Source organism: Muriicola marianensis, assembly GCF_014638095.1.
GTDB lineage: Bacteria > Bacteroidota > Bacteroidia > Flavobacteriales > Flavobacteriaceae > Muriicola > Muriicola marianensis.
This window is the reverse complement of the sequence record NZ_BMFH01000001.1, coordinates 2,132,505-2,157,336: the sequence shown is the minus strand read 5'-3', so window position 1 is coordinate 2,157,336 and position 24,832 is coordinate 2,132,505. Positions and strand designations below refer to the sequence as shown.

27 protein-coding genes are annotated in these 24,832 nt (G+C 49.1%); 18 read left to right on the top strand and 9 right to left on the bottom strand.

Annotation, left to right across the window (positions count from 1 at the left end; genetic code table 11):
- Positions 1-358: 358 nt before the first annotated feature.
- Positions 359-709 (bottom strand): 4Fe-4S dicluster domain-containing protein, encoded by a 351-nt coding sequence (locus IEV19_RS09815; RefSeq protein WP_188370473.1) that lies wholly within the window; start codon positions 707-709, stop codon positions 359-361.
- A 156-nt stretch (positions 710-865) separates the two neighbouring features.
- Here IEV19_RS09815 and IEV19_RS09810 point away from each other — a divergent pair, with 156 nt between their 5' ends.
- The 15 genes from IEV19_RS09810 (at position 866) to IEV19_RS09745 (ending at position 14,614) form a co-directional block, all read left to right on the top strand.
- Positions 866-2,719, top strand: a complete 1,854-nt coding sequence (locus tag IEV19_RS09810) for a 2-oxoacid:acceptor oxidoreductase subunit alpha (RefSeq protein WP_188370472.1) — start codon at positions 866-868, stop codon at positions 2,717-2,719.
- Positions 2,716-3,732, top strand: a complete 1,017-nt coding sequence (locus IEV19_RS09805; protein WP_229732531.1) for a 2-oxoacid:ferredoxin oxidoreductase subunit beta — start codon at positions 2,716-2,718, stop codon at positions 3,730-3,732. The genes IEV19_RS09810 and IEV19_RS09805 overlap by 4 nt, the downstream gene beginning before the upstream one ends.
- Positions 3,733-3,749: 17 nt before the next feature.
- The gene (locus tag IEV19_RS09800) at positions 3,750-4,100 is read left to right on the top strand and encodes an NADH-quinone oxidoreductase subunit A (RefSeq protein WP_188370471.1); all 351 of its coding nucleotides are present in this window, start codon (positions 3,750-3,752) and stop codon (positions 4,098-4,100) included.
- On the top strand, positions 4,097-4,651 hold the full coding sequence (locus IEV19_RS09795; protein WP_372946493.1) for an NADH-quinone oxidoreductase subunit B: 555 nt from the start codon (positions 4,097-4,099) through the stop codon (positions 4,649-4,651). The genes IEV19_RS09800 and IEV19_RS09795 overlap by 4 nt, the downstream gene beginning before the upstream one ends.
- Positions 4,652-4,662: 11 nt before the next feature.
- A complete protein-coding gene (locus IEV19_RS13865) occupies positions 4,663-5,124 on the top strand; it encodes an NADH-quinone oxidoreductase subunit C (RefSeq protein ID WP_229732529.1) in 462 nt (153 codons plus the stop codon).
- 6 nt (positions 5,125-5,130) lie between these two features.
- The gene (locus tag IEV19_RS09790; RefSeq protein WP_229732528.1) at positions 5,131-6,252 is read left to right on the top strand and encodes an NADH-quinone oxidoreductase subunit D; all 1,122 of its coding nucleotides are present in this window, start codon (positions 5,131-5,133) and stop codon (positions 6,250-6,252) included.
- A gap of 9 nt (positions 6,253-6,261) precedes the next feature.
- A complete protein-coding gene (gene nuoH, locus IEV19_RS09785) occupies positions 6,262-7,323 on the top strand; it encodes an NADH-quinone oxidoreductase subunit NuoH (protein WP_188370470.1) in 1,062 nt (353 codons plus the stop codon).
- 3 nt (positions 7,324-7,326) lie between these two features.
- A complete protein-coding gene (locus tag IEV19_RS09780) occupies positions 7,327-7,803 on the top strand; it encodes a 4Fe-4S binding protein (protein ID WP_188370469.1) in 477 nt (158 codons plus the stop codon).
- A gap of 4 nt (positions 7,804-7,807) precedes the next feature.
- Positions 7,808-8,332 carry an NADH-quinone oxidoreductase subunit J family protein gene (locus IEV19_RS09775; protein ID WP_188370468.1) on the top strand — a complete coding sequence of 175 codons (525 nt, stop codon included), beginning with the start codon at positions 7,808-7,810 and terminating at the stop codon, positions 8,330-8,332.
- Entirely contained in the window at positions 8,329-8,646 is a 318-nt protein-coding gene (gene nuoK / locus IEV19_RS09770; RefSeq protein ID WP_188370467.1) for an NADH-quinone oxidoreductase subunit NuoK, read from the top strand. Before IEV19_RS09775 ends, nuoK begins: the two co-directional genes overlap by 4 nt.
- A 12-nt stretch (positions 8,647-8,658) precedes the next feature.
- Positions 8,659-10,578, top strand: coding sequence for an NADH-quinone oxidoreductase subunit L (nuoL, locus tag IEV19_RS09765; RefSeq protein ID WP_188370466.1), 1,920 nt, complete (start codon positions 8,659-8,661; stop codon positions 10,576-10,578).
- A gap of 10 nt (positions 10,579-10,588) precedes the next feature.
- Entirely contained in the window at positions 10,589-12,076 is a 1,488-nt protein-coding gene (locus IEV19_RS09760) for a complex I subunit 4 family protein (protein WP_188370465.1), read from the top strand.
- Positions 12,077-12,087: 11 nt separating this feature from the next.
- Positions 12,088-13,515, top strand: coding sequence for an NADH-quinone oxidoreductase subunit N (locus IEV19_RS09755; RefSeq protein WP_188370464.1), 1,428 nt, complete (start codon positions 12,088-12,090; stop codon positions 13,513-13,515).
- Between the two features lie 6 nt (positions 13,516-13,521).
- Positions 13,522-13,878, top strand: a complete 357-nt coding sequence (locus IEV19_RS09750) for a hypothetical protein (protein WP_188370463.1) — start codon at positions 13,522-13,524, stop codon at positions 13,876-13,878.
- A 91-nt stretch (positions 13,879-13,969) separates the two neighbouring features.
- Positions 13,970-14,614 (top strand): hypothetical protein, encoded by a 645-nt coding sequence (locus IEV19_RS09745; protein WP_188370462.1) that lies wholly within the window; start codon positions 13,970-13,972, stop codon positions 14,612-14,614.
- A 6-nt stretch (positions 14,615-14,620) separates the two neighbouring features.
- On the opposite strand, the gene IEV19_RS09740 is transcribed toward IEV19_RS09745, so the two are convergent.
- Positions 14,621-16,810, bottom strand: a complete 2,190-nt coding sequence (locus tag IEV19_RS09740) for an acylase (RefSeq protein WP_188370461.1) — start codon at positions 16,808-16,810, stop codon at positions 14,621-14,623.
- A 140-nt stretch (positions 16,811-16,950) separates the two neighbouring features.
- Here IEV19_RS09740 and IEV19_RS09735 point away from each other — a divergent pair, with 140 nt between their 5' ends.
- Positions 16,951-18,687, top strand: a complete 1,737-nt coding sequence (locus IEV19_RS09735; protein WP_188370460.1) for an ABC transporter ATP-binding protein — start codon at positions 16,951-16,953, stop codon at positions 18,685-18,687.
- A gap of 43 nt (positions 18,688-18,730) precedes the next feature.
- Here the strand turns inward: IEV19_RS09735 and IEV19_RS09730 are convergent, their stop codons facing one another.
- The 7 genes from IEV19_RS09730 to IEV19_RS09700 form a co-directional block, all read right to left on the bottom strand.
- Positions 18,731-18,970: a NifU family protein gene (locus IEV19_RS09730; protein WP_188370459.1), complete on the bottom strand. Its 240-nt coding sequence runs from the start codon at positions 18,968-18,970 to the stop codon at positions 18,731-18,733.
- Positions 18,971-18,972: 2 nt separating this feature from the next.
- Positions 18,973-20,112 carry an Mrp/NBP35 family ATP-binding protein gene (locus IEV19_RS09725; protein WP_188370458.1) on the bottom strand — a complete coding sequence of 380 codons (1,140 nt, stop codon included), beginning with the start codon at positions 20,110-20,112 and terminating at the stop codon, positions 18,973-18,975.
- A 143-nt stretch (positions 20,113-20,255) separates the two neighbouring features.
- On the bottom strand, positions 20,256-20,600 hold the full coding sequence (locus IEV19_RS09720; RefSeq protein WP_188370457.1) for an MGMT family protein: 345 nt from the start codon (positions 20,598-20,600) through the stop codon (positions 20,256-20,258).
- A complete protein-coding gene (locus tag IEV19_RS09715; protein WP_188370456.1) occupies positions 20,593-21,231 on the bottom strand; it encodes a LysE family transporter in 639 nt (212 codons plus the stop codon). The genes IEV19_RS09720 and IEV19_RS09715 overlap by 8 nt, the downstream gene beginning before the upstream one ends.
- Positions 21,228-21,905 carry a tRNA (guanosine(46)-N7)-methyltransferase TrmB gene (gene trmB / locus IEV19_RS09710; protein WP_188370455.1) on the bottom strand — a complete coding sequence of 226 codons (678 nt, stop codon included), beginning with the start codon at positions 21,903-21,905 and terminating at the stop codon, positions 21,228-21,230. Before trmB ends, IEV19_RS09715 begins: the two co-directional genes overlap by 4 nt.
- Before the next feature lie 56 nt (positions 21,906-21,961).
- Positions 21,962-23,020, bottom strand: coding sequence for a sensor histidine kinase (locus IEV19_RS09705; protein ID WP_188370454.1), 1,059 nt, complete (start codon positions 23,018-23,020; stop codon positions 21,962-21,964).
- Positions 23,020-23,706 carry a response regulator transcription factor gene (locus tag IEV19_RS09700; protein ID WP_188370453.1) on the bottom strand — a complete coding sequence of 229 codons (687 nt, stop codon included), beginning with the start codon at positions 23,704-23,706 and terminating at the stop codon, positions 23,020-23,022. Before IEV19_RS09700 ends, IEV19_RS09705 begins: the two co-directional genes overlap by 1 nt.
- A gap of 298 nt (positions 23,707-24,004) precedes the next feature.
- Here IEV19_RS09700 and IEV19_RS09695 point away from each other — a divergent pair, with 298 nt between their 5' ends.
- The gene (locus IEV19_RS09695) at positions 24,005-24,316 is read left to right on the top strand and encodes a T9SS type A sorting domain-containing protein (protein ID WP_188370452.1); all 312 of its coding nucleotides are present in this window, start codon (positions 24,005-24,007) and stop codon (positions 24,314-24,316) included.
- Positions 24,317-24,508: 192 nt separating this feature from the next.
- Positions 24,509-24,832 carry a T9SS type A sorting domain-containing protein gene (locus tag IEV19_RS09690; protein ID WP_188370451.1) on the top strand — a complete coding sequence of 108 codons (324 nt, stop codon included), beginning with the start codon at positions 24,509-24,511 and terminating at the stop codon, positions 24,830-24,832.

Genomic DNA, 24,832 nt, shown 5'->3' with positions numbered 1-24,832 from the left:
TTGTTAGATTAAAACCCTGATTAGATATCTGATCGCAGTAGCTGAATGACCTGGAGACACTAGCTGAAAACCCTCACCAGGATGTACCTCAGCCTGCAAATCTTTTAAAAGTACCATTATGCAACAGGGTAAACTATGACATTTATCAGGTGGAGAATCCGGCAGGAACCAGTTGAAAAAGAATGGGATACAAGTGGAGAAATTACCAAAATTTAGAGTTCACCGGTCAAAACTCTTAAAGGACGAAAAAAAATCACTCCCTGTCCCCATACAGGGACAAGGAGTGATCTCTTCGATAGAAATAAACTCTTGATCCGGCAGCTACTCTTTGTGAGCAACCGGTAAGGCTACACGCGCTTTATTCCCCGTGAAGCCATGCTTTTTTATGCAGCAACTGTTCTTCGGATTCCACGTGGTCCTCATCAGGAACACAGCAGTCTACGGGACAAACTGAGGCACACTGGGGTTCTTCATGGAATCCCTTGCACTCTGTACATTTATCCGGAACTATATAATAGAATTCATCCGAAATGGGATCATTCTCTGCATCGGCATCGACCTCTGCGCCTCCCGGGGTCGTGATGGTACCTGACAAAGCGGTTTCATCCGAATATGACCATTCCTGGTCCGGTTCGTAGATCGCGTTGTTAGGACATTCTGATATACAGGCATCGCAGTTAATGCATTCGTCTGTGATTATTATAGCCATAATAACTTAATTTGAGTACTTATGAAGGTAAAAGTAGATATCCGTACCCCCTAATTTAATGATAAAAATCATGTTTCCTTGATTATCCAGAAATTAAATTTGATCTTTATATGTCCCAGCCGTTACTGTAGTTCTTACTTCTAAATCCTAGGAATCATGGATATAAATACCGAAACCCCTCAAGAGATCCTGGAAGCCGTCATCATTCGTTTTGTTGGAGATTCCGGAGATGGAATGCAGCTTACGGGAACTCAGTTCTCGGATACGTCGGCTATGTTCGGGAACGATGTAGCCACATTCCCCAATTACCCGGCCGAAATTCGCGCTCCCCAGGGGAGTTTGTACGGAGTGTCCGGGTACCAGGTGCACATAGGAAGTGTTGAGATAAGTACCCCTGGGGACGAGGTAGACCTCCTGGTAGCCATGAATCCGGCCGGTCTCAAGACAAACCTGCACGCCGTTAAACCCGGACATACTATCATTGTCGATACGGATGCCTTCACCAAGAAAAACCTCGAAAAGGCACTGTACGAATCCAACCCCCTTGAAGACAACAGCCTTGAGAACTACAGGGTTATAGAGGTCGCCATGACCTCATTGACAAAAGAAGCTCTCAAGGACGTGCAGGGCCTGGATAATAAAGCCATCACAAGGAGCAAGAACATGTTCGCCCTGGGCATGGTGTACTGGATGTACCACCGTTCCACAGATCATACCATCGATTTCTTTAAAAAGAAATTCAAGAACAAACCCGAGATCATTGAGGCCAATACCAAGGTGCTCAACGCAGGCTACTTCTTCGCCGAAACCCTGGAACTCATCCCGAATGCCTATACGATCTCCCCGGCCAAAATGCCGGCAGGCACCTACCGTATCATTATGGGGAACACTGCTACGGCATGGGGATTCCTTGCGGCGGCTGAGAAATCAGGGATGGAGCTATTCCTTGGCTCCTACCCCATTACTCCTGCATCGGATATCCTGCACGAACTCGTTAAACACAAACACTTCGGGGTAAAAACCCTGCAGGCCGAAGACGAAATTGCCGGGATCACATCGGCCATTGGGGCTTCTTTTGCCGGCGACTTGGCGATCACTACCACCTCAGGACCCGGATTGGCCCTGAAAGGAGAGGCTCTCGGCCTTGCGATGATGATAGAACTCCCACTGGTGGTTGTCGACGTCCAAAGGGGTGGTCCTTCCACAGGCCTGCCCACCAAAACAGAACAATCAGACCTTCTCCAGGCCATGTATGGCAGAAATGGTGAAAGTCCCGTAATTGTAATTGCTGCCAGCACTCCGGCCAATTGCTTTAATTCGGCCTACGAAGCTGCCAAACTCACCCTTGAGCATATGACCCCAGTGATCCTGCTCACAGACGGGTATATCGCCAACGGGTCTGCCCCCTGGAAGATACAGACGGTAGATGAGATGCCTGAGATCAATAATATGCGACTGACCGAAGCAAAAGAGGATTACCATCCCTATGAAAGGGAAAAGGATTCCCTGGCTCGATACTGGGCAGTACCCGGAACTCCCGGGCTGGAGCACAGGGTAGGGGGACTCGAAAAAGACAAGGTCACAGGAAACGTCTCCTACGTCCCGGAGAATCACGAATATATGACCCGAATCAGGGCTGAAAAGATCAAGCGCGTGCAAAATTATATCCCCGACCAGGAAGTTGAATTTGCGCAATCAGGAGACCTCCTGGTCGTAGGCTGGGGAGGCACCTATGGCAGTTTACACACTGCGGTAAAACACCTCAATGAAGAAGGATATGGGAATATCGGTTTAGCGCATTTTCACTATCTGAATCCCATGCCGAAAAATACGGAAGAGGTTCTCAGGAATTTCAAGAAGATCATCGTTTGCGAGCTGAATACAGGCCAATTTGTGAAGGTGTTGAAATCAAACTTCAACAATCACGAGTTCCTGCAATACAATAAGATTCAGGGGTTACCCTTCTCTAACAACGAATTAAAAGAAAAGTTCAAACAAATCCTGTCATGACCATGGAAACTGCTGTTAAGGAATACACCTATAAAGATTTCGCAAGTGACCAGGAAGTGCGCTGGTGTCCCGGATGTGATGATTATGTGATCCTGAGGTCGGTACAGAAAGCACTGCCGGAGATCGGGGTGAACAAGGAGAACATCGTCTTTATCTCAGGTATCGGATGTTCCTCCCGCTTCCCATATTACATGGATACCTATGGGATGCACGGTATTCACGGGAGGGCTACTGCCATTGCATCAGGGGTCAAACTGGCCAATCCCGGACTCAGTGTCTGGGTGATCACGGGAGATGGTGACTCTATGGCTATTGGCGGGAACCATTTTATCCACGTGCTTAGAAGGAACCTCGATCTCAATATCATCCTGTTTAACAACGAGATCTACGGCCTCACCAAGGGACAGTTCTCCCCGACCTCCCTGGTTGGGCAGAAGACAAAATCCTCTCCTTACGGCAACACCCAGCCTCCCTTCTCTGCAGGGGAACTTGCCTTAGGGGCTCAAGCTCGTTTTTTTGCGAGGATCGGAGGGAATACACCCAAGGAGATGACCGATATCTTCATCGCTTCCGAGAAATACAAAGGGACCGCCCTGGTAGAAGTGCTGCAAAACTGTCCCATCTTCAATGATGGTTGCTTTACCAAGTACACCGACAAGGCTGTACGGGAAGACAGGCAGCTCTTTGTTGAACACGGGAAGCCTATGATATTTGGGAAGGAAAAGAATAAAGGACTGATACTTAAAGGCCTGCGCCTTGAAGTTGTGACCATTGGCGAGGATGGAATCGAGGAGACTGACATCCTGATTCACGATGCCAAAGAACAGGATCCGACCCTGCACCAGATGCTGGTAAGGCTGGAATATCCTATGGTAACAGGCATCATTCGAAGTTATGAGGACGTGACCTTTGAAGAGCGGGAAGACGCTCTCACCGTTCAGGTGAAATCGGATTCTGCCTTCAGGAAGACCAAAGACCTCTTCTTTTCGGGAGACATCTATGAAATCAAATGACCACTGAACATTGAACTATGGGTTCGGAAGCAATCATTGTATTCTTTTTGGCAGGGATCGTACTGGTCGCCGGGGCGAATTTCTTATCGAATTTGATCTCGCCAAAGTCAGACAGCCTTGCCAAAAGGGATCCTTACGAAAGCGGAATGACCACTATTGGGCCCACCTGGGTACAGTTTAAGGTCGGGTATTACCTCTTTGCCATCCTCTTTCTGGTCTTCGATGTGGAGATCGCCTTTCTGGTCCCCTGGGCTGTGGCTTATAAAGGAATAGGGGCTGTAGCCTTTGTCGAGATCCTGATCTTTTTATTTATCCTGGGGGTCGGATTGTTATACGCGTGGAAAAAAGGAGCATTGAAATGGGAATGAACGAAGCAAATAAAATACCGGAAGATTTCCCCGGGAAAGTGATCCCGGCCGGAAACGGAGCGAATGTCGTGGTGACGAACCTCGATAAGATCATCAACTGGGGAAGGTCTAACTCCCTCTGGTCCCTGTATTTCGGCACCAGTTGCTGTGCCATCGAGATGATGCAAACCGGAGCGGCGAGGCACGACTATTCCCGTTTTGGTTTTGAGGTGGCCAGGCCTTCACCCCGACAGGCAGACCTGATCATCATCGCCGGCACCATTGTGAATAAAATGGCCCCTGTGCTCAGACGGCTGTACGAACAGATGGCAGAACCCCGGTACGTGATCGCCATGGGTGCCTGCGCTATTTCAGGAGGACCCTTCTTTTACAACACATATTCCGTGGTCAAAGGAGCTGATCACGTGATCCCTGTAGACGTCTATGTCCCCGGCTGCCCTCCGCGGCCTGAAGCCCTACTGGAAGGCATGCTGATGTTACAGGACAAGATCAGAAGGGAGAGCAGGAAAGACAAGAAAAATCCTGTGGAAGGATTTGATGAAGGACTTTAATTGATGGATCTATGACTGACGACGCTTTACAAAACCTCATCGGAGGCTGGTTTGACGACCTGGAATTTACAACGGAGGAATCCCAGTTTCTGAACGTCAAGGTTCCCCGGGAGCATCTCCACGCCCTGATGCAGCAGCTGAGGGAGCATCCCGAGACCGAGTTTGATTATCTCTTCTGCCTGACCGGCGTAGACTGGGGGGAAGAATTGGGGGTGGTCTATCACCTTGAATCCACCACAAAAAGGCATATCCTGGTGGTAAAAGTTACAACAGCAGACCGGGAAAACCCCGAATTGGATACAGTATGTGATATCTGGTACACGGCGGAATTCCACGAAAGGGAGGTATTCGACTTTTTTGGTATCCGTTTCAGGAACCACCCGAACTTAAAGCGACTCTTCCTGACGGAGGACTGGGAAGGATACCCTTTGAGGAAGGATTACGAGGACGACGTCAATATGATCTTACATTGATAGCGTATGGAGACCGAGATTCTATATAACAATTTCAAATCTGAGGAATACTTCATCAATATGGGGCCTCAGCACCCCGCCACCCATGGGGTTCTGCGACTCGTTCTGACAATCGATGGGGAGATCATCAAGAAGGTAGAACCCGACCTGGGGTATATTCATCGCTCTATCGAAAAGATGTGCGAACGCGACAGTTACCAGCAGATCGTACACCTGACCGACCGGATGGACTACCTATCTGCGAACATCAACAACGAAGCCGTCTGCCTTGCCGTGGAGAATGCCCTTCAGCTGGAGATCCCGGAAAGGGTAAAGGTGATCAGGACCATCATAGCCGAACTCACCAGGATTTCCTCACACTGCCTGTGGTGGGGCGTGATGGGAATGGATGTCGGAGCACTTACCACTTATTTCTACGGTTTCCGCGACCGGGAAATGATCAACGACATCATGGAGGAGACCTGTGGGGCGCGATTGACCATGAATTACAATGTGCCGGGCGGACTCATGCTGGATATCCACCCAAACTTTGTCAAGCGGGTCAAGGAATTTGTCACCCACTTCAAGTCCAAACTTCCTGAATATGACAGGCTCCTGACCGGGAATGTCATCTTCCAGAAACGAACAAAAGGGGTAGGCGTTTTGAGCAGGGAGGATGCTATCTCCTTTGGTGCTTCCGGACCTGTGGGGAGAGCTTCCGGATATTCCTGCGATGTGCGCAAACACCATCCTTACAGCGCTTACGACCGGGTGACCTTCACGGAGGCACTCCATACTGAGGGAGATACCTATGCCCGTTACTTAGTACGGATACAGGAGATGTGGGAATCCCTCTCCATCGTAGAACAATTGATAGACAACATACCAGAAGGGGAACACCGGGTCTCCACCAATGCAGTGATTAAATTACCCAAGGGGGAATACTACCAGAAAGTAGAGACGGCAAGAGGTGAACTCGGGGTTTACATCATCAGTACAGGAACGAAGAACCCGTACCGGCTTAAATTCCGATCCCCGGGATTTTCCAACCTCTCCCTCCTGAACCATATTGCGGTTGGAGGAAAGATCGGGGATCTGGTGGCCACCATGGCCACACTCGACCTGGTGATACCGGATATTGACCGTTAATGAAGTGACATGATGCAATTGCGAATTACTGAGAATGTACACAACTGGCTCTTCAGCGTCATGCCTGAGGGCGTTGCCAGCATCGTTGAGATGGTCCTTATCGCAGTGGTATACCTCACTATTTTTGCAGTGGCAGGCTTATTCCTGGTCTTGCTTGAAAGGAGAGTGGCCGCCTGGTTCCAACTAAGGATCGGACCCAATCGGGTTGGGCCACAGGGGTTGTTGCAAACTATGGCTGACGCCATCAAATTACTGACCAAGGAGCTCACCGGTACAGAAAGGGCGGATAAGTTCCTCTATAACCTGGCCCCCTATTTCGTTATTATCACGGCCCTGATGGCCCTGGCAGTTATACCTTTTTCAGCGGAATTCCACGCCTTCGATATCAACATCGGACTCTTTTTCCTGATCGCTATTTCCTCCATCGGGGTGATCGGTATCTTGCTGGGCGGATGGAGCAGCAACAACAAATACTCCCTGATCGGTGCCATGAGGAGCGGGGTTCAGACCATCAGCTATGAACTCTCGGTAGGGCTTTCCCTCCTGACAATGGTCGTCATCACTGGTTCCCTTCAATTGTCAGAGATCATTGAGATTCAAAAGAGTGGCTGGCTGATCCTGCAGGGGCACATCCCGGCGGTTATTGCCTTCATGATCTTTATGATCTCAGGAACGGCTGAAACTAACCGCGCACCCTTCGATATGGTCGAGGCTGAATCAGAGTTGGGGGCCGGCTTCCACACGGAATATTCCGGGATGAAGTTCGCCTATTTCTTCCTGGCAGAGTTTATCAACATGTTCATTATTTCCGCTATCGCAGCTACGGTATTTTTTGGCGGATGGCTCTCTCCCTTCGGCATTACGGAATCCATCCCCGAGCTGGGTGTATTCTGGTTCCTGCTGAAGACCATGGCCCTGGTCTTCCTGATGATGTGGTTCAGGTGGACCTTCCCCAGGCTGAGGGTTGATCAGCTGCTCACCCTGGAATGGAAATACCTGCTGCCCATCAACCTGGTCAACATTGTGCTGATGGCCCTGTTGGTTTGGCTCAATCTAACGATAAGACTATGACGTATGAGTTACTTCTCTGAAATCTACAAAGGCATAAAGACGCTCCTGACGGGAATGAGTGTCACGGGTAAATATTTCGTCACCTCCAGAAAAGGTGCTATCACCCAGCAATATCCCGACAACCGGGATACCCTGAAGATGTTCGACAGGTTCAGGGGGGAGGTGATCATGCCCCATAATGAGGAAAATGAACACCGCTGTACCGGCTGCCAGAAGTGTGAGATCGCCTGTCCGAATGGAACCATAGAGATCATCTGGGACCGGGGGATAGATGAGGCTACAGGGAAAAAGAAAAAGAAGATAGACCAGTTTATCTACCACCTGAGCATGTGCACCATGTGCGGCCTCTGTATAGATGTTTGCCCGCACGATGCCATAAAATGGGGGCAGAATTTTGAGAACTCGGTCTATGACAGATCGACCCTAACACGGGTACTAAACAAACCGGGATCCACCCTGATGCAAGGCGTAGAAGATTAAGCCTATGGAGAGAATTATTTTTTATGCCCTCGCACTTATCATGATCGCCTCGGCCCTGGCCTCGGTGATGAGTCGAAGAATGCTGCGTTCAGTCATCTATCTCCTGTTCGTGCTCTGCGGGGTAGCCGGAGTGTACTTTATGATGGATTACAATTTCCTGGGAGCCATTCAACTTACCATCTACGCAGGAGGGATCATCGTCCTTATTATCTTTTCGGTGCTTCTCGTACATCATATCGAGATGCGCATGGAGATCGCAAAGACGTCTAAGCTCCTTTTTACAGGCCTCGCCTGCGCCCTGGGAATGGCCGTATTTCTTTCGGTGATCTATTCCTATGAATTTGAAGTAACGGGTCAAAGCTCAGGAACAGAGGTAATCGACATAGGAGAAAAACTACTTGACTATGGCGAGGGGGGATTTATCCTGCCTTTTGAGGTGATCAGTGTATTGCTCCTGGCAGCCATGGTTGGGGCCATTGTGATCGCAAAAGGCACAGCACTGGCCGAAAATAAAAATGAGAACACATGATAGAAGGTATCTCCATATATGAACTATTGACGGTGAGTACCATCCTTTTCTTTATCGGGGTATATGGCTTTATCACCCGTAAAAACCTGATCTCAGTACTGATCTCGGTCGAACTCATCCTCAATGGAGCCGCCGTTAATTTTGTGGTGATCAACAAGTACCTGTATCCCGAGGTCCTCCAGGGGATGATCTTCTCAATATTTATCATCGCTGTGGCGGCTGCTGAAACCGCCCTGGCTATTTCTATAATCATCAACTTGTACAGGAAGATCAGTTCTGTGGAAGTGAAGGAAGTGGAAACCATGAAAAATTAAAGTGACTCGATTATGAATTACACCGCCATCATCCTGATCCCACTGATACCCCTGGCCGTATTCCTGGTCCTTGGCCTGTTCAACCGGAAGATCGGACCCGGAGTTTCCGGACTTGTAGGGGTTGGGGGGATGCTGGTGAGCACACTACTTTCCTTTTACACAGCATTCGAGTATTTTATGGTACTGGGAAAAGTTTCGGGTGCTTACCCGACCCTTGTAGAATCGACGGTCTGGATGAATTTCACAGAAACTCTAAGAATCGATATGGGGGTCCTGATCGATCCCATTTCCGTAATGATGCTGATCGTGGTCTCCACCATCTCCCTGATGGTACATATCTACAGCCGGGGGTATATGAAAGGGGATGAAGGGTATACGAAGTTCTTTTCCTTTCTCTCCCTCTTCACCTTCTCTATGTACGGTCTGGTCCTGGCAACCAACCTCTTTCAGATCTACATTTTCTGGGAACTGGTTGGGGTGTCTTCTTACCTGCTTATCGGCTATTATTACACCAAAGAATCTGCGGTGGCTGCCGCCAAGAAGGCCTTTATCGTCACCCGCTTTGCAGATCTGGGCTTCCTCATCGGTATCCTGCTGATCGGTTACTATACCGGGACCTATGATTTTGAGACGCTGAATAATCCCGAGGGAGCGACCCTCACCCACTGGGCACCGGCCTCCTTTATGGGGCTGTCCGTACTGACCTGGGGCCTGATCCTGATCTTTATCGGAGGCGCAGGTAAGTCGGCCATGTTCCCTCTTCACATCTGGCTACCCGATGCCATGGAAGGGCCTACCCCGGTCTCTGCCCTCATACACGCGGCCACCATGGTGGTGGCAGGTGTTTTCCTGGTCGCCCGGTTATTCCCCATGTATTTCTTTGTGGAAGAAGGTTTTGCGCTGCAGATCGTCGCCTTTGTAGGGGCCTTTTCGGCCTTGTTCGCGGCAGTGATCGCCCTGACCCAGACAGACATCAAAAGGGTCCTGGCATACTCTACCATGTCACAACTGGGATATATGATGCTTGCCCTTGGCGTTTCCGGTTATGAGGGCAGTCAGGGACTGGGCTATATGTCTTCCATGTTCCATCTCTTTACCCATGCCATGTTCAAGGCCCTGTTGTTCTTATGTGCCGGATCCGTGATACACGCGGTACACAGCAATTACCTGAAAGACATGGGCCAGTTGAGAAAATACATGCCCATTACCCACCTCAGCTTCCTGGTAGCGGCCCTGGCAATTGCAGGAATTCCTCCCTTTGCAGGGTTCTGGAGCAAGGATGAGATTCTCGTCGCGGTCTATCAGCAAAATACCTTCCTCTATGTTGTAGGCATCTTTGTTGCCGGTCTGACGGCCCTCTATATTTTCAGGATCTATTTCGGGATCTTCTGGGGAAAGGACAATACTTATGAGCACAGGCCGGCTGAATCTCCCGCCTCCATGACCGTTCCATTGATCGTTCTGGCTGTACTCAGCGCAACCGTGGGATTTATCCCTTTCAGCGAGTTTATCAGTCCGGACCGGGCAGGCTTCGACGCTCATATCGATATCCCTATGGCGATAACGGCCGTGGCAGTAGCTCTCATTGGTATCGGAATTGCCTGGATGCTCTATAAGAAAGAAAGTGGTCTTGCGACACGACTGACAGACCGATTGGGAGTGCTTTACACCTGGGCACACCGGAAATTCTATATGGATGAAGTTTACCTCTTTGTGACCAAAAACATCCTCTTTAAGGGAATTGCAGCAGGAGCTGCCTGGGCCGACAGGAAAATTGTGGATGGCACCATGAACCTCATCGGGAATTCAACGGTGTTATTCTCGAAAAAGATAAAAGGAATGCAATCCGGCAGAGTACAGGATTACGCCATGGCCTTCGTGAGCGGAACGGTAATTCTGGCTTTACTGTTTATTTATTTGTGGACCTCTTAAGGCAGAGCTTATGGATATATTATCATTATTTATCGTCGTCCCCCTCCTTACGGTCCTCGTCCTGCTCACGGCCAGATCTCTGAAGCAGGCCCGTATGATTGCGCTGATCGGGACGCTGGTGCAGGTGGCCATGTCTGTGAACCTCCTTTTCGCCTATCTGAGAGAAAGGGCGGTCAGTGATGAGCTCATGTTGTTTACCCGGGACCTGGTCTGGTTCAGGGATTTTAATATCCATTACAGTGTAGGGGTAGATGGGATATCCGTTGCCCTGCTCATGCTCACAGCCCTGGTGGTCCTGGCAGGAGTCTTTATCTCCTGGAAGATGGAGGAACTGCCCAAGGAATTCTTTATTTCCCTCATTGTCCTTTCTACAGGAGTTTATGGATTTTTTATATCCCTCGACCTGTTCCTGATGTTCGTATTCTTTGAGATAGCCGTGATCCCTATGTTCCTGCTCATTGGCATTTGGGGCTCCGGGCCCCGGGAATACGCAGCGATGAAACTCACCCTGATGCTGATGGGTGCCTCGGCCGTACTGCTGGTGGGTATCCTCGGGATCTATTTTAATTCGGGTGCGGGAGGTGGTCCGTTGACCTTCAACATCCTCGAAATTGCAGAAGTACAGATCCCGGTAGAAGCACAAAAATTATTCTTTCCCCTAACTTTTATAGGTTTTGCAGTGATTGGGGCTTTGTTCCCCTTCCATACCTGGTCTCCCGACGGTCATGCCTCTGCCCCCACGGCAGTATCCATGCTCCATGCGGGCGTGCTTATGAAATTGGGAGGATACGGGGTCTTCAGGGTAGCCATGTACCTCATGCCGGAAGGGACACTCCACTGGTCGTGGTTCTTTATCGTCCTCGCCACCTTTGGGGTGATCTACGGTGCCTTTGCCGCTATCCGCCAGACAGACCTGAAATACATCAATGCGTATTCTTCGGTGAGTCACCTGGGCCTGGTCCTCTTTGCCTTGCTGATGCTCAATAAAACAGCCTGGAACGGGGCGATTATTCAATCCCTTTCCCACGGCTTTATGACGGCTCTGTTCTTTGCCCTCATCGGCATGATATACGAACGGACCCATACGCGCGACGTGACAAAACTCGGAGGCTTGCTCAAGGTGATCCCTTTTATTTCGGCAACCTATGTGATAGCCGGTCTCGCTTCCCTGGGGCTTCCAGGTTTCAGTGGCTTTGTGGCGGAGATGAACATTTTTGTTGGGGCTTTCCAGCACCCGGAGATCCCTTACAGGATCGCTTCCATATTCGCTGTTTCGGCCATTGTGGTAACCGCAGTTTACATCCTCAGGGTTGTGGGCATGATGCTGATGGGTCCCTTAAAAGAGAATTCAATCACGCCTATGGAAAAGGCCACCTGGTATGAGAAGACCGGGATCCTGCTAATGTTGCTGCCTATCATAGGGATAGGGGTGGCGCCTCTATGGTTAAGCGAGATGATTTTAGAAAGTATTCAACCCTTTATACAGGGGGTATTATAAATTCCGGAACCATGAACATGGAAACCGTTTTATTGCTCAGACAGGAGATATCCATTCTCATCATCGCCCTTTTGCTCCTGATCTTTGAGATCTTTGCCGGCGACAGACAAAAAGAAGGCGTTGTATCCCTCACCATCATTTTGTTCGCTCTCCACACAGGCATAGGGTTTTTGGATATGAAGGAAGGTCTTCTCTTCGGGGGGATGTTCCGGACCAATGCGCTAATACATCTGTTTAAGAACATCCTGAATATCGGGGTACTCATCGTACTGTTACAGTCGGCCGAATGGGTAAAAAGAGAACTGGTTCCCCAGCACAGGGGATCCGAATTCTTTATCCTGTTGCTGTCATCCCTGCTCGGCCTTCAGTTCCTGATCTCCTCAGGGGATTTTCTGATGTTTTACCTGGGGCTGGAATTATCCACCTTACCATTGGCAGCCCTGTCAGCCTTCGAGATGTATCGGAGGCGATCCAGCGAGGCTGGGATCAAACTCATTCTCTCATCGGCCCTGGCCTCAGGGATCACCCTTTTTGGGATCTCTCTGATGTACGCTTCCACCGGGACGATCTACTTTGCAGAAATGGGAACTTTGATCTCTGAAAACAACCTGACGGTGATGGCCCTGATCCTTTTCTTTGCGGGTCTTGGCTTTAAAATTTCACTGGTTCCCTTCCACTTCTGGACCGCCGATGTCTATGAAGGGGCTCCCATCGGGGTGGCCTCGTACCTCTCGGTAATTTCGAAAGGTGCGGCAGTGTTTATCCTGATGATCTTTTTCTTTACCGTGTTAAAACCCCTCATCCACCTCTGGGAAAACCTGTTCTATCTCCTGGCTGTGCTGACGATGTTCCTCGGCAACCTCTTTGCCCTGAGACAACAAAATATGAAGCGATTCCTGGCCTTTTCATCCATCGCACAAGCCGGATTTATCCTTCTCGGTCTGATCACCGGAACGACCCTGGGGGTTGCCACCGTGATCTATTTTGTACTGATCTATATCTTCTCAAACCTGGCGGCATTTGGAGTGGTACAGGCCATCTCAACAGAGACCGGAAAGGAAAATATGCGGGATTACGAAGGCCTTTATCGCACGAATCCCAAGTTAAGCCTCGTTATGATGCTCGGATTGTTCTCCCTGGCGGGGATCCCTCCTGTTGCCGGCTTTTTTGGTAAATTTTTCCTCTTTACAGCAGCCGCCAGCAAGGGGTACTACTTCCTGGTCTTTCTCGCCGTGGTCAATGTTACGATTTCACTGTATTACTATTTGCTGGTTGTCAGGGCGATGTTCCTTCGCAAGAGCGATCACCCCATCCCCCATTTTACCAATGCACTCTATATGCGTATCGGTCTGGTGATCACCGTGGTAGGTATCCTGGCCCTGGGACTCTACAGTCCGATCTACGATTATATATATGCCCTGAGCAACACCCTAAATTGATATGAAATGAGCTTAGCAGGAAAACACATGTTCGGGAGTATTGAAGATACACGGGTGACCTTTGTGGAAAAAGGAGTAGATGCCAACCGAAGGGATTTTCTGAAAGCACTCCTGGAACACAACGGATTCGAAGTCCTGACCGAAGAAGAAAAAAGGAAGAGTGAGGAAGATCCTCAGCTCTATACAGTTGCCGTGACTGATATGGTTTTCAACCCCACTATCTGGGTCTACCAGCGTAAACTCAGGACCCCGGACGGCAGAAAGGTAACCCCGGCCTATTGGAATCAGCAAACCGAGGACACCCGCCCTCAATACTGGGACGAAAAACCCTCTAAAGAAGGGCACAATCCTGAAGTTGAGTAACAGGTAAGCCCCATTACATTGGTCGAATTTAACAGGGATTTATATCTCCCTGGCAGGGTATTTGTTACCTTTATATTCCTAAAGTACTGCCATGAAGGCCTTTATTACTTTCATTTTGATCCTTGGAGGAACGGTGTTTGGAATGTCACAGACCGATATTCCCAAGACCCAGCCTTTGAAGATCGGGCCTAAACCAAACCTGGACATCAAAGCGACTCCTACTCCCAACGCCTCCCTGAAAATGCCCTCTGTGATCGATATGGGGAAGACCCCCAATCTCAATGATTCTATGAATCCGGGCGTTAAAATGCTCCCGGACAGGGAATTGAAGCAGGCGGGGTTCGACATGGATATCGATCCTAAAGTAGGGGAAAGGGAAAAAGGGGACGGTAACAAGCATTACGGGGATATGTACCTGGGAGATGTCAAGACCTCATCCAAGTTTGTGGGTGTAGTCTGCAGGGACCACGAATATGTAGATGGGGACCGTGTTAAGATCTATGCCAACGGGGAAGTAGTCGACCCAAACATCTTACTTACCGGCAGTTTTAAAGGGATCAACCTGAACCTCGACAAGGGTTTTAACCGTCTCGACTTTGAGGCCCTCAACCAGGGAACCTCAGGACCCAATACCGCCCAGGTAGATGTTTATGACGATAAGGGCCAGCTCATCTATTCCAACAAATGGCTGCTCTCCACCGGGTCTAAGGCTTCCCTGATTATCGTTCAGGAATAAAAATTCCTATCGCTCCCCCGGATGGTAGGTACTTTCCGAATTCTTTAGTACATCCTCCTTATAGTATAAAACATCCTTAAATTCCGAATCAGCATACATCTGGGCCTGGTCGTCAAAATGAGGGGATGCGGGATCCCCACTTTGCCCTCCGGCCAGGATACTCTTGGCCTTCACCTTGTCCCCGAATTCCACTACGGCTACAAAACTGTTCCCCCGGGTCCCGTAGATCTTTTTAGTGTCGTTGTCATAACGGGCCCCGTAGGCTGCCAGCGCACCCCATCGACCTGAAGCAAAACCGATCGGGATACTGGGTTGGTCATCGTCAAAAGGCTGGCGGATATCACCGTTTAATCGCTGGTACCTGTTCACTTCTCCCCAGGGCATTTTCCATGTACCGAAATCGGCATTGAGTCTCTCGAGCACACCCTTAAAAATCCGGAGCCGCTCCTCAGGAGGCGACTCTGAGCCAAAATAAGACATGGCCTCCATATCACTCATGGGATAGGGCCTGGATCCCTCCCTCCCATATGCCGTCCCGTAAAAATGAGCCAGGGTCATGGCCACAGATTCTTTTGAAGTTTTGAAATCCCACTGCCTGAGCATGTCTATCGCTTCTTTCGTTTCCGTGTCCAGTCCACGAGTTTTGTCCGCAGCCTCAAACAGGCCGGGGATGAGGGCTTCAAAAGCCGGCAAATAGGGATCGTAGGCCAGTTTAATCAGGCTGTCCAGGGTATAACCGCTCCGATCTCTAAGCAACTCTATGGCGTGAATGCCCCTGAAATTCTCCCTGTCCAGGGACATATACCGGGGATAATCTTCCCGCTTTGGACTGTATTCCAGGGCCGCCGTGTAGGGCGTGGAATTGCAGTTCTGTATCCAGCCATTGGGAGGGTTGAGCAGGAGGATGTTCTCGTCTACCGTGTGGAGACCCTTCCAGTCTGTCGCCGGATCCTTACCTTCCACAGGCTGGGTATAATCGAACAAGGTGTCCCGGACCGGGATAAAATTCCCGTGGAAGTAAGCAATATTTCCCTCCGCATCAGCGTAGACCGTATTGTTGGAAGAATTCGTCCGTATGTCCATCATTTTCCTGAATCCTTCATAGCCGGATTGCTTAGTTCTTATGTAGGATTGTTCCAGGGCCTTTACCGGGTCCCACATCATGGCAGTGGCCACTACCCTGTCTCCTTCCATATGGGTAACGGGCCCATGATGTGTCCTGTAATAGGGAAGGGTTTTTTCCCTGATCTTGTCCCCATCCCTGTATTTCAGTTTCACCTCTGAAACTTCAACCGGTCTGAGTTCTTCCCCGTATTGATAAAAAAGCTCCCCATCCAGCTCCACCACGGTTTCCACAAACTCATCGATGACATCTGTATAGGTAGAAGTATGCATCCATCCAGTCTTCTCATTAAACCCCTGGTAGATAAAGAACTGTCCCCAGGTCACCGCTCCGTAAGCGTTCAGGCCTTCTTCACTCACAGCATGGACCTCCCCCCTGAAATAGAAAGAGGTATGAGGGTTGATAAGTAGCATGGCATTCCCCGACTGGGTCAGGTTTCCGGAAATGGCGATCCCGTTAGACCCCTGGGGCTCCAATTCTTCTTCCTTCTTTTCGATCTCCATTTCGACGGATTTCGGAAATTCGATGCCCTTCTCATACATCGCCTGCAACTTCCGCGTGCTTATGCGTTCTATATCGCCTCCTATGGATCCCTCACTGAAGTACATGGGCATCCAGGGTTCGAAGCGGGTAAGAAGTTTGGGCTCTACTTCCGGGTGGGTATGGAGATAGTAATTGATCCCATCCGCAAAGGCCAGGCACAGTTCCCTGAGCCACTCCGGGGCATTATCGTACATGGCTTCTGCCTCTTCCTGGCTCATGAACATTCGGGCCCTGAGGTCGCTGTAAAGTGCGTCTTCCCCTTCCACTTCAGCCAGCCTGCCTGTGGCCCATATATAATTCTGTTCCACCCGGTTGAAGTCGTCCTCACACTGGGCATACAACAAACCAAAGACTGCGTCGGCATCCGTTTTCCCATAGATATGGGGCACACCGAAGTTGTCCCGAATTATGGTCGTATTTTCTGCATGTGTTGTCCACCGTTCCAATTCAGAGAGTTCCCTCACCCGGCCGCAGGAGTAGACAAGGCAGGTGAGCAGTAAAATAACGGTCAGGACGGAGTATTTTTTCATGAGTTCCAGGTTGAAGACTCCGTGAATTTAATCGACTTAGGCGGGAAAAACTAATTTTCTTTCCCGGGAGAATCCACCACAACTGAGGCTGTCAAATTATAAGTATCTTAGGCCCTCCTTTATTACGGATTTACATTACGATGGCAGGGAAAAAAGTCAGCATCCTCAACGCATTCAGGACGATTATCTGGCCCAGGCGAAACCTGGTGCTGATCGGTCTTATCCTGATCGTCATCAGTAAGGCGGCCAGCTTTGTCGCACCCATGTCTCTCAAATACCTCATGGACGACATTATCCCCAACAAGGATATCCCATTCCTGAAGGTACTGATCGGCGTGGTGATCCTGGCCATCCTTGTCCAGGCAGTGACCTCCTTCCTCCTGACCAAGATCCTCAGCGTTCAGGCTCAGTATATGATCTCCGAACTCAGGGCCCAGGTCCAGCAAAAGGTCCTAACCTTGCCTATTCGATTTTTTGACAATACGAAGTCCGGTGAACTGGTCTCCAGGATCATGACCGATGTGGAAGGGGTGAGGAACCTTATCGGAACCGGGCTGGTGCAGTTAGTTGGAGGTACCATCACGGCAGTAGTGGCCCTGATCCTCCTGCTCCGAATCAGCGTTTCCATGACCCTCTTCGCTCTGATCCCCCTGGCCGTTTTTGCCGTTGTCGCCCTGAAGGCATTCAAGGTCATTCGTCCCATTTTCAGGAACAGGGGCAAGATCAATGCAGAGGTAACAGGAAGGCTTACGGAGACCCTTGGCGGGATCCGGGTCATCAAGGGGTTCAATGCAGAAGAACAGGAACACGACGTATTCAAGGACGGAGTACACCGATTATACCAAAATGTAAAAAAGAGCCTGACCGCAACAGCTGTAATGACAAGCTCTTCCACCTTTCTGCTGGGAGTAGCGACTACAGGAATTATGGGTATTGGAGGATACAAGATCATGACCGACGCCCTGACCCTGGGTGAGTTCCTGGAGTTCACCTTTCTGCTCGGGCTGATGGTAGCACCTATCGTTCAGATGAGCAATATAGGGAGTCAGCTAAGTGAAGCCCTGGCAGGCCTGGATCGGACAGAAGAGCTGATGAATTTGCCGGAAGAAGAGGATCCCGGGCAAAGAACCTTAAAGCCAAAACGGATCGAAGGGCATATCGTATTTGAGAATGTTTCGTTTGCCTACGAAGAAGAGAAAGAGGTGCTGCACGATATCAGTTTTGAGGTAAAACCGGGAAGTGTGGTAGCCCTGGTCGGGAGCTCAGGATCGGGCAAAAGTACCATTGCGGGGCTTGCGGCGAGCTTTCTGAAACCTCAAAGCGGAAGGATCACCGTCGATGGGTTCGACCTCTCAAGGATCGTCCTAAAGTATTACCGGAAACACCTTGGGGTGGTTTTACAGGACGATTTTCTTTTTGAAGGGACTATCAGGGAAAATATAATGTTTCCGAGACCCAAGGCTACGGAGGACGAGCTGCAAAATGCCGTACGCTCTGCCTATGTAGATGAGTTCACAGACCGGTTTGAAGACGGCCTGGACACCTTAATCGGCGAGAGGGGGATCAAACTTTCGGGAGGACAAAGACAGCGTATCGCGATTGCCAGGGCTATCCTTGCAGACCCCAAGATCCTCATCCTGGATGAGGCCACCTCAAACCTCGATACTGAAAGCGAGGGTCTGATCCAGCAGAGTCTGGCAGCACTGACAAGGGGAAGGACCACCATTGTAATCGCTCACAGGCTGAGCACCATCAGGAAGGCCGATCAGATCTTGGTGATAGAAGAGGGAAGGATTGCAGAAACCGGGACCCATGATGAACTTATTGCCAAAGAAGGCCGGTACTACAACCTGTTTACCTACCAGGCCAGGATCTAAAACATGATGAAAAGGTCGGGTTAGAAGAAAGAATAGCGGGCGATCAGCTCACGTTGATCACCTTTTCTACTGCGGGAGCGTATTTTTTAATAGTCATCTCCACCCCGCTTTTCAGGGTCATCTGATTTACGCTGCATCCCACACAATTTCCTTCCAGTCGAACGGTCACCGTTTTGCCATCGTCAATAGAGATCAGGGAGATGTCCCCGCCGTCACTCTGAAGGAAGGGTCGGATCTCATCCAGTGCTTTTTCCACATTTTGGCGCAGGTCCTTTTCAGTCATGATTATTTCTTTTTAACGGCAGAACATCCGGCCATGGTAGTTATTTTGATCGCTTCCGTGGGAGGCAGGTCTTTGTTCCTTCTCACGAGTTCCTGAACGGCATTCCTGGTGATCTCTTCAAATGAGGATTCCAGGGGCGTGGCAGTCTGCAAAGCGGCAGGCCGACCTGCATCACTGGCTTCGCGAATGCTCTGTACGAGAGGAAGGGCTCCGAGAAACGGTACTTCCATGTCTTCGGCCAGGTTCTTGGCCCCATCCCGTCCAAAGATGTAATATTTATTGTCGGGAAGTTCAGCCGGAGTAAAATAGGCCATATTTTCTACGATCCCGAGTACTGGGACATTTATAGCGTCTTGCTGGAACATGGCCACTCCTTTCCTGGCATCTGCCAGGGCGATCTCTTGAGGCGTGCTTACCACCACCGCACCGGTTACCGGCAAAGCCTGCATGATGCTCAGGTGAATGTCACCTGTTCCCGGGGGCAGGTCGATCAGGAGGAAGTCGAGCTCTCCCCAATGGGCATCGAAGATCATCTGATTAAGGGCTTTGGCTGCCATGGGGCCCCTCCAGATAACAGCCTGGTTGGGCTGAGTGAAAAATCCTATAGACAGGATCTTTACCCCGTAATTCTCAATCGGCTTCATCTTGGATTTACCGCCCACCTCAACCGCCAATGGTTTTTGGGAGGCAACGTCGTACATGATAGGAATAGAAGGACCATAGATGTCAGCGTCCAAAATCCCCACAGAGAATCCCATTTTTGAGAGGGTCGCGGCCAGGTTGGCCGTAACGGTAGATTTTCCCACTCCTCCTTTCCCGGAGGCCACCGCTATGATGTTCTTAATACCAGGTATGGGAGCCCCTTTGATCTCATTCGCCCTGGGTTTTGCAGGGGCATCTACAGTGATATTGACCGTGATCTTGGCCTTTTCATAGACCTCTCTGTGAATAGCCTGAAGAATGGAAACTTCCGCTTTCTTTTTAGCCTGAAGACTTGGATTTTTGATGGTGATATCCACCACTACCTCGTCCCCGAAGGTCTGAATATTTCGTACGGCCCCGCTTTCCACCATGTTCTGACCCTCTCCGGGCACGGAGATGGTTTCCAGGGCTTTTAGTATTTCTTTTTTATCGAGTTTCATCCGGCCTATCCCTTTCTCAATGTGTAATCTTTCTAAACAACAAAGATACGGTTTCGGGCCGAGATTCGGAAGGAACTAAGCGGAAATGGCGCATGGGGCAGGCCATCCATTTGATCCTTCAATATCGAGGTAAAAATAGGATTTCAATCGGGTTCACCCAGTTCTTTCAGAGGGTCCCAGAAATGCTTCTCAAATTCCTGTATTCGGTCTTCGACGATCACGAGTCCCTCGTTTTCCAGAAGTTGCTGCATCAGGTTGGTCCCACCAAAATGGTGCTTTCCCGTTAACAATCCCACCCTGTTCACCACGCGATGTGCAGGAACATCTTCCCTGTCTGGGACATTATTCATCGCCCAGCCAACCATCCTCGCCCCTCGGGTAGTGCCCAGGTACCTCGCTATGGCGCCATAGGAAGTTACCCTTCCGTAGGGGACCTGCCTTACGACCTCGTATACCTGATTAAAAAAATCCTTCCCTTTCTTATCCATGGTCTCTGTAAAAAAGTCGGATCAGCGTGATGACGAGCAGTATGAGCATCAAAGCGCTGAGTACGTAATTAGAATTCTTCGAAAAGGTTTTGTTCTTAAGGTCTAGTTTATTGAAATAAAACGTATACAAATACAGTACGGTAAAAGTACCCATCCCGGCTGCGAGGATGAAAGTGGCAATGTCCCAGAGTTCGAACTTGATCCATCCCGAGGCATTCCACATCACATTGAGTCCGCTGTAATACGGAATAGTCAGCAGATTCAGAGCCGCCAGGAGCATGCCTTTAAAAAAGCTGTTTTTCTTGCTCATCTTGCTGATGCGGATCTTGTTGGGCTTGAAACGCTTGGCGAGGACAAAGAAATAGATAGCAAAAAAGGCAAAGATTCCCAGGGCGATCTTCATCAAGAGGTCGATCACCTCCGGATTGTTGTAAAGGAATTTCGAGATGAGAACAGCCACATAAGCCTGCATCATGATCATGGTGGAGACACCCAGGCTGAATACGACTCCATTCAACTTGCCTTTTTCCACGCTTGTTTTTGCTGCGTTCATATTCAGCAAACCGGGAGGCACGGTAGCCATAAAGGCGGCAGAATAGGTGACAAAGAACAAGATGATAAGGTGGGTCATTGGAATGGGAACCTGAATTTTAGATAGGTGATGGGTTTTCCCATCTCAAGATACTGTTTTTCGTAAAAAGTCTGAATAGTCAGTACCTCGGGCGGACTCCCCTCATTTCGGTAGACATCGTGGTTCGCATACAGTACGTTCATACCGGAGGCATGCAGTATGCCCAGGGTATATCCGTGCATAAATTCGCTATCGGTCTTTAGATGAACAGTCCCTTTTTCTTTGAGAATGCTTTTGTACTTCCCCAGAAAATCGAGGTTAGTAAGCCGGTGTTTGGTCCGTTTGTATTTGATCTGGGGATCAGGAAAAGTGATCCAGATCTCTGAGACTTCCCCGGGGGCGAAGAGCTGATCTATAAGGTCGATTTGTGTGCGCAGAAATGCTACATTGGTCATGCCTTGCTCCAGGGCTGTCTTGGCACCCCTCCACAGTCTGGCTCCCTTGATATCTATTCCGATGTAATTCTTTTCGGGATGTAAACCGGCCAGGCCAAGGGTGTATTCCCCTTTGCCGCACCCCAGTTCGAGAATGAGAGGGTGGTCATTGCCGAAGAATTCTGCCCATTTTCCCTTGTGGGAAAAGGACCCTGAAACGATCTCTTCCCTTTTTGGCTGGACAACATTGGGAAAAGTTTCGTTTTCCCTGAAGCGTTTGAGTTTGTTCTTACTACCCACAAAAAGGAAGGTTTGATTCCATGCAAAGCTAAGGATTTCATCAAATGGGCAAATTATCAGGCCGTGGGTTTCTTCGCCTTTTCCAGGGTAAAGGAGAATTCTGAACCCACATCAACCACACTCTCCACATAGATCTTCTCTCCATGCGCCTCAATGATGTGTTTGACAATAGCAAGGCCCAGGCCGGACCCTCCTTCCTTCCGGCTTCCACTCCTGTCGATCCGATAGAACCGTTCAAATATCCTGGGTAGATGAGCCTCCGGTATTCCTTCCCCATTATCGGTCACCCTGATGATCACCTTGTTCTTGATGAGGTTTTCCACACTGACCTCTGTAGTGCCATCCGGATGTCCGTATTTGATGGAATTCACCACCAGGTTAGTGATCACCTGCTGTATTTTTTCCCTGTCGCCCTTCACATAGATAGGCTCCCTGTATTCCATATCGAACGTCAGAGTGATCTGTTTGCGCGATGCCTTCATTTCGAGGAGTTCAAAGACACTTTTTATCAGCTCCACGATATCGAAAGTAGAGATCTCCAGGCTGAGATCCCCTGCTTCCAGTTTTGTGATCAGGTCGAGGTCTTTGACGATGTAGATCAGTCGTTCCACTCCTTTATTGGCCCTCTGAAGGTACTTCCTGCGCACCTTCTTGTCTTCCATGGCCCCGTCGAGCAGGGTCAAAATATAACCCTGAACCGTAAATAAAGGGGTCTTGAGTTCGTGGGAAACATTCCCAAGGAAATCCTTACGGTACTCTTCCCTGATCTTAAGGGTATCGATCTCGATGCGTTTGTCCTTGGCAAATTTCTCTATTTCCTCGGTAAGGGTGGCCATATCGGTGGTGATGGGTCGCGAAGCAAATGAAGTGGATTCTAGCAGGGTCACGTCATCGTAAATCTTCTTTATCCTCTTATAAATGAATTTCTCCACCCTGAATTGAATGACCAGAAAGGAAACGCCAAAAACAACGGCCATTGCAATTGCCAACGCTGTCCAATAATCCCAAAGGGAAAAATATTCGAAGAGGAACAGTGACAGGAAAAAGAGAAATACAGAAATATACAGGGAAGACCTCAGTGCAAACTTATAGGATTTCCTGAGTTTGATGGCCATTACAGAACGAACTTATAGCCTACGCCCTTAACAGTTTTGAAGTGATGATCGCCTATTTTTTCCCTGAGTTTCCGAATGTGAACGTCGATGGTTCTGCCACCTACGACCACTTCCTGTCCCCAGACCTTGTCCAGGATCACTTCTCTTTTGAATACCTTGTCCGGTTTTGAGGTAAGCAGGGAAAGCAGCTCGAATTCCTTACGGGGCAGGATGATCTCCTCCCCTTTATTCACGACTTTGTATTCTTCCCGGTTGATAACGATATTCCCTACTTTTTTAATTTCCGGAGTGGCATCTTCCTCATTCTTTAACCTTCGCAACAACGCCTTGATCTTGCTGATCAGGACCTTGGGCTTAACCGGTTTTGTAATATAGTCATCTGCCCCGGCATCAAAACCAGCCACCTGGGAATAATCTTCCCCCCTTGCGGTGAGGAAAGTGATCAGCGTATCCTCTAGCCCTTCCGTATTTCGTATCTTCTCACAGGCCTCAATCCCATCCATTTCAGGCATCATCACATCGAGAATGATCAGGTGGGGTTTCTTCTTCTTTGCCTTGGCTACCCCTTCAGCACCATTCTTCGCAGTAGAAACCTGGTATCCCTCAGAAGACAGATTGTATTTTAAGATCTCCAGGATGTCCGGTTCATCATCTACAAGGAGGATTCTGATGTCCTGTTTCTTCATCGAATTCTAATTTACTGATCCTACCAAAAATAGGAATTATTAACACAACCTGAAGCCCTGTTCAGGTGAAAACGACAACATAACAATTTTATAACACAGGTCCTAGAACGCTTAAAAATGGGGATTACCGATTTTTTTTTGAAAACAGCTTGAAGTAGCACTTAAAATGGTACGATTTGTGGATTAGATGGACATAAATGTGCATTTCATCGAATTTCTCAATCAGAATAGTACCTGAGCGAGAGGTCGAATGCCAAAATACCTATATTTGTTCAGTGTTCTATGTAACCCCCTCAATATGAAACACTTTTACCTACTTGCTTTCTTATTGGTTTTATATTCCGGGTTTGCTCAGAACAGACCTGCCAATCCGGGTGAGATCGAAGGATTTAACCTCTATCCCAATCCAGTAACAAACGGTAAAGTTTATATCGAGACCAGGGCCAATGCCCCAAAGAAAATCCTTATCTACGATGTCCTGGGCACCAAGGTCATTGAAACTACCATCATCGGAAAAGAATTGAACCTCACTGATCTCGATGCGGGCGTCTATGTACTCAGGGTAATGGAAAAGGATAAGCAGGCTACCCGAAAGCTGGTTGTTAAATAAGGGTAAGTAATCCGTAATTTTCCGGGGATATACAGGTCAGAAATCCTTCTGTCGTCTCGATAAAAAGTACGGTTTTATCGATGAAACGCAAGACCAATTAATTTCACCTACATTTTTTTCTGATTCACAACAATTTATAGGCCTGGAGGCCATGATTGAATACCTTTCAGTATTGATCCCAAATCAATATTGATGAAAATACTTTACTTAACCGCTTTTTTGCTATTCTCCCTTTGGGGTTTCGGGCAGGATAAAGAACCGCCGAATTCACCGCCCTCCCAGGAGATACCTAATTTCAAGCTCTATCCCAACCCGGCTTACAGCGATGTGGTCTATATCACTTCGGAGTACAATGATACCAAGGTAATAACCGTGTATGATGTTTTGGGAGAAGTAGTTCTCACTGATCGCATCTCCACCAATACCCTGAATATCTCCCGCCTGGTACCCGGGGTTTATGTGCTGCAGGTAACCGAAAGGCAAAAAACGATCACCCGTAAACTGGTTGTCAAATAG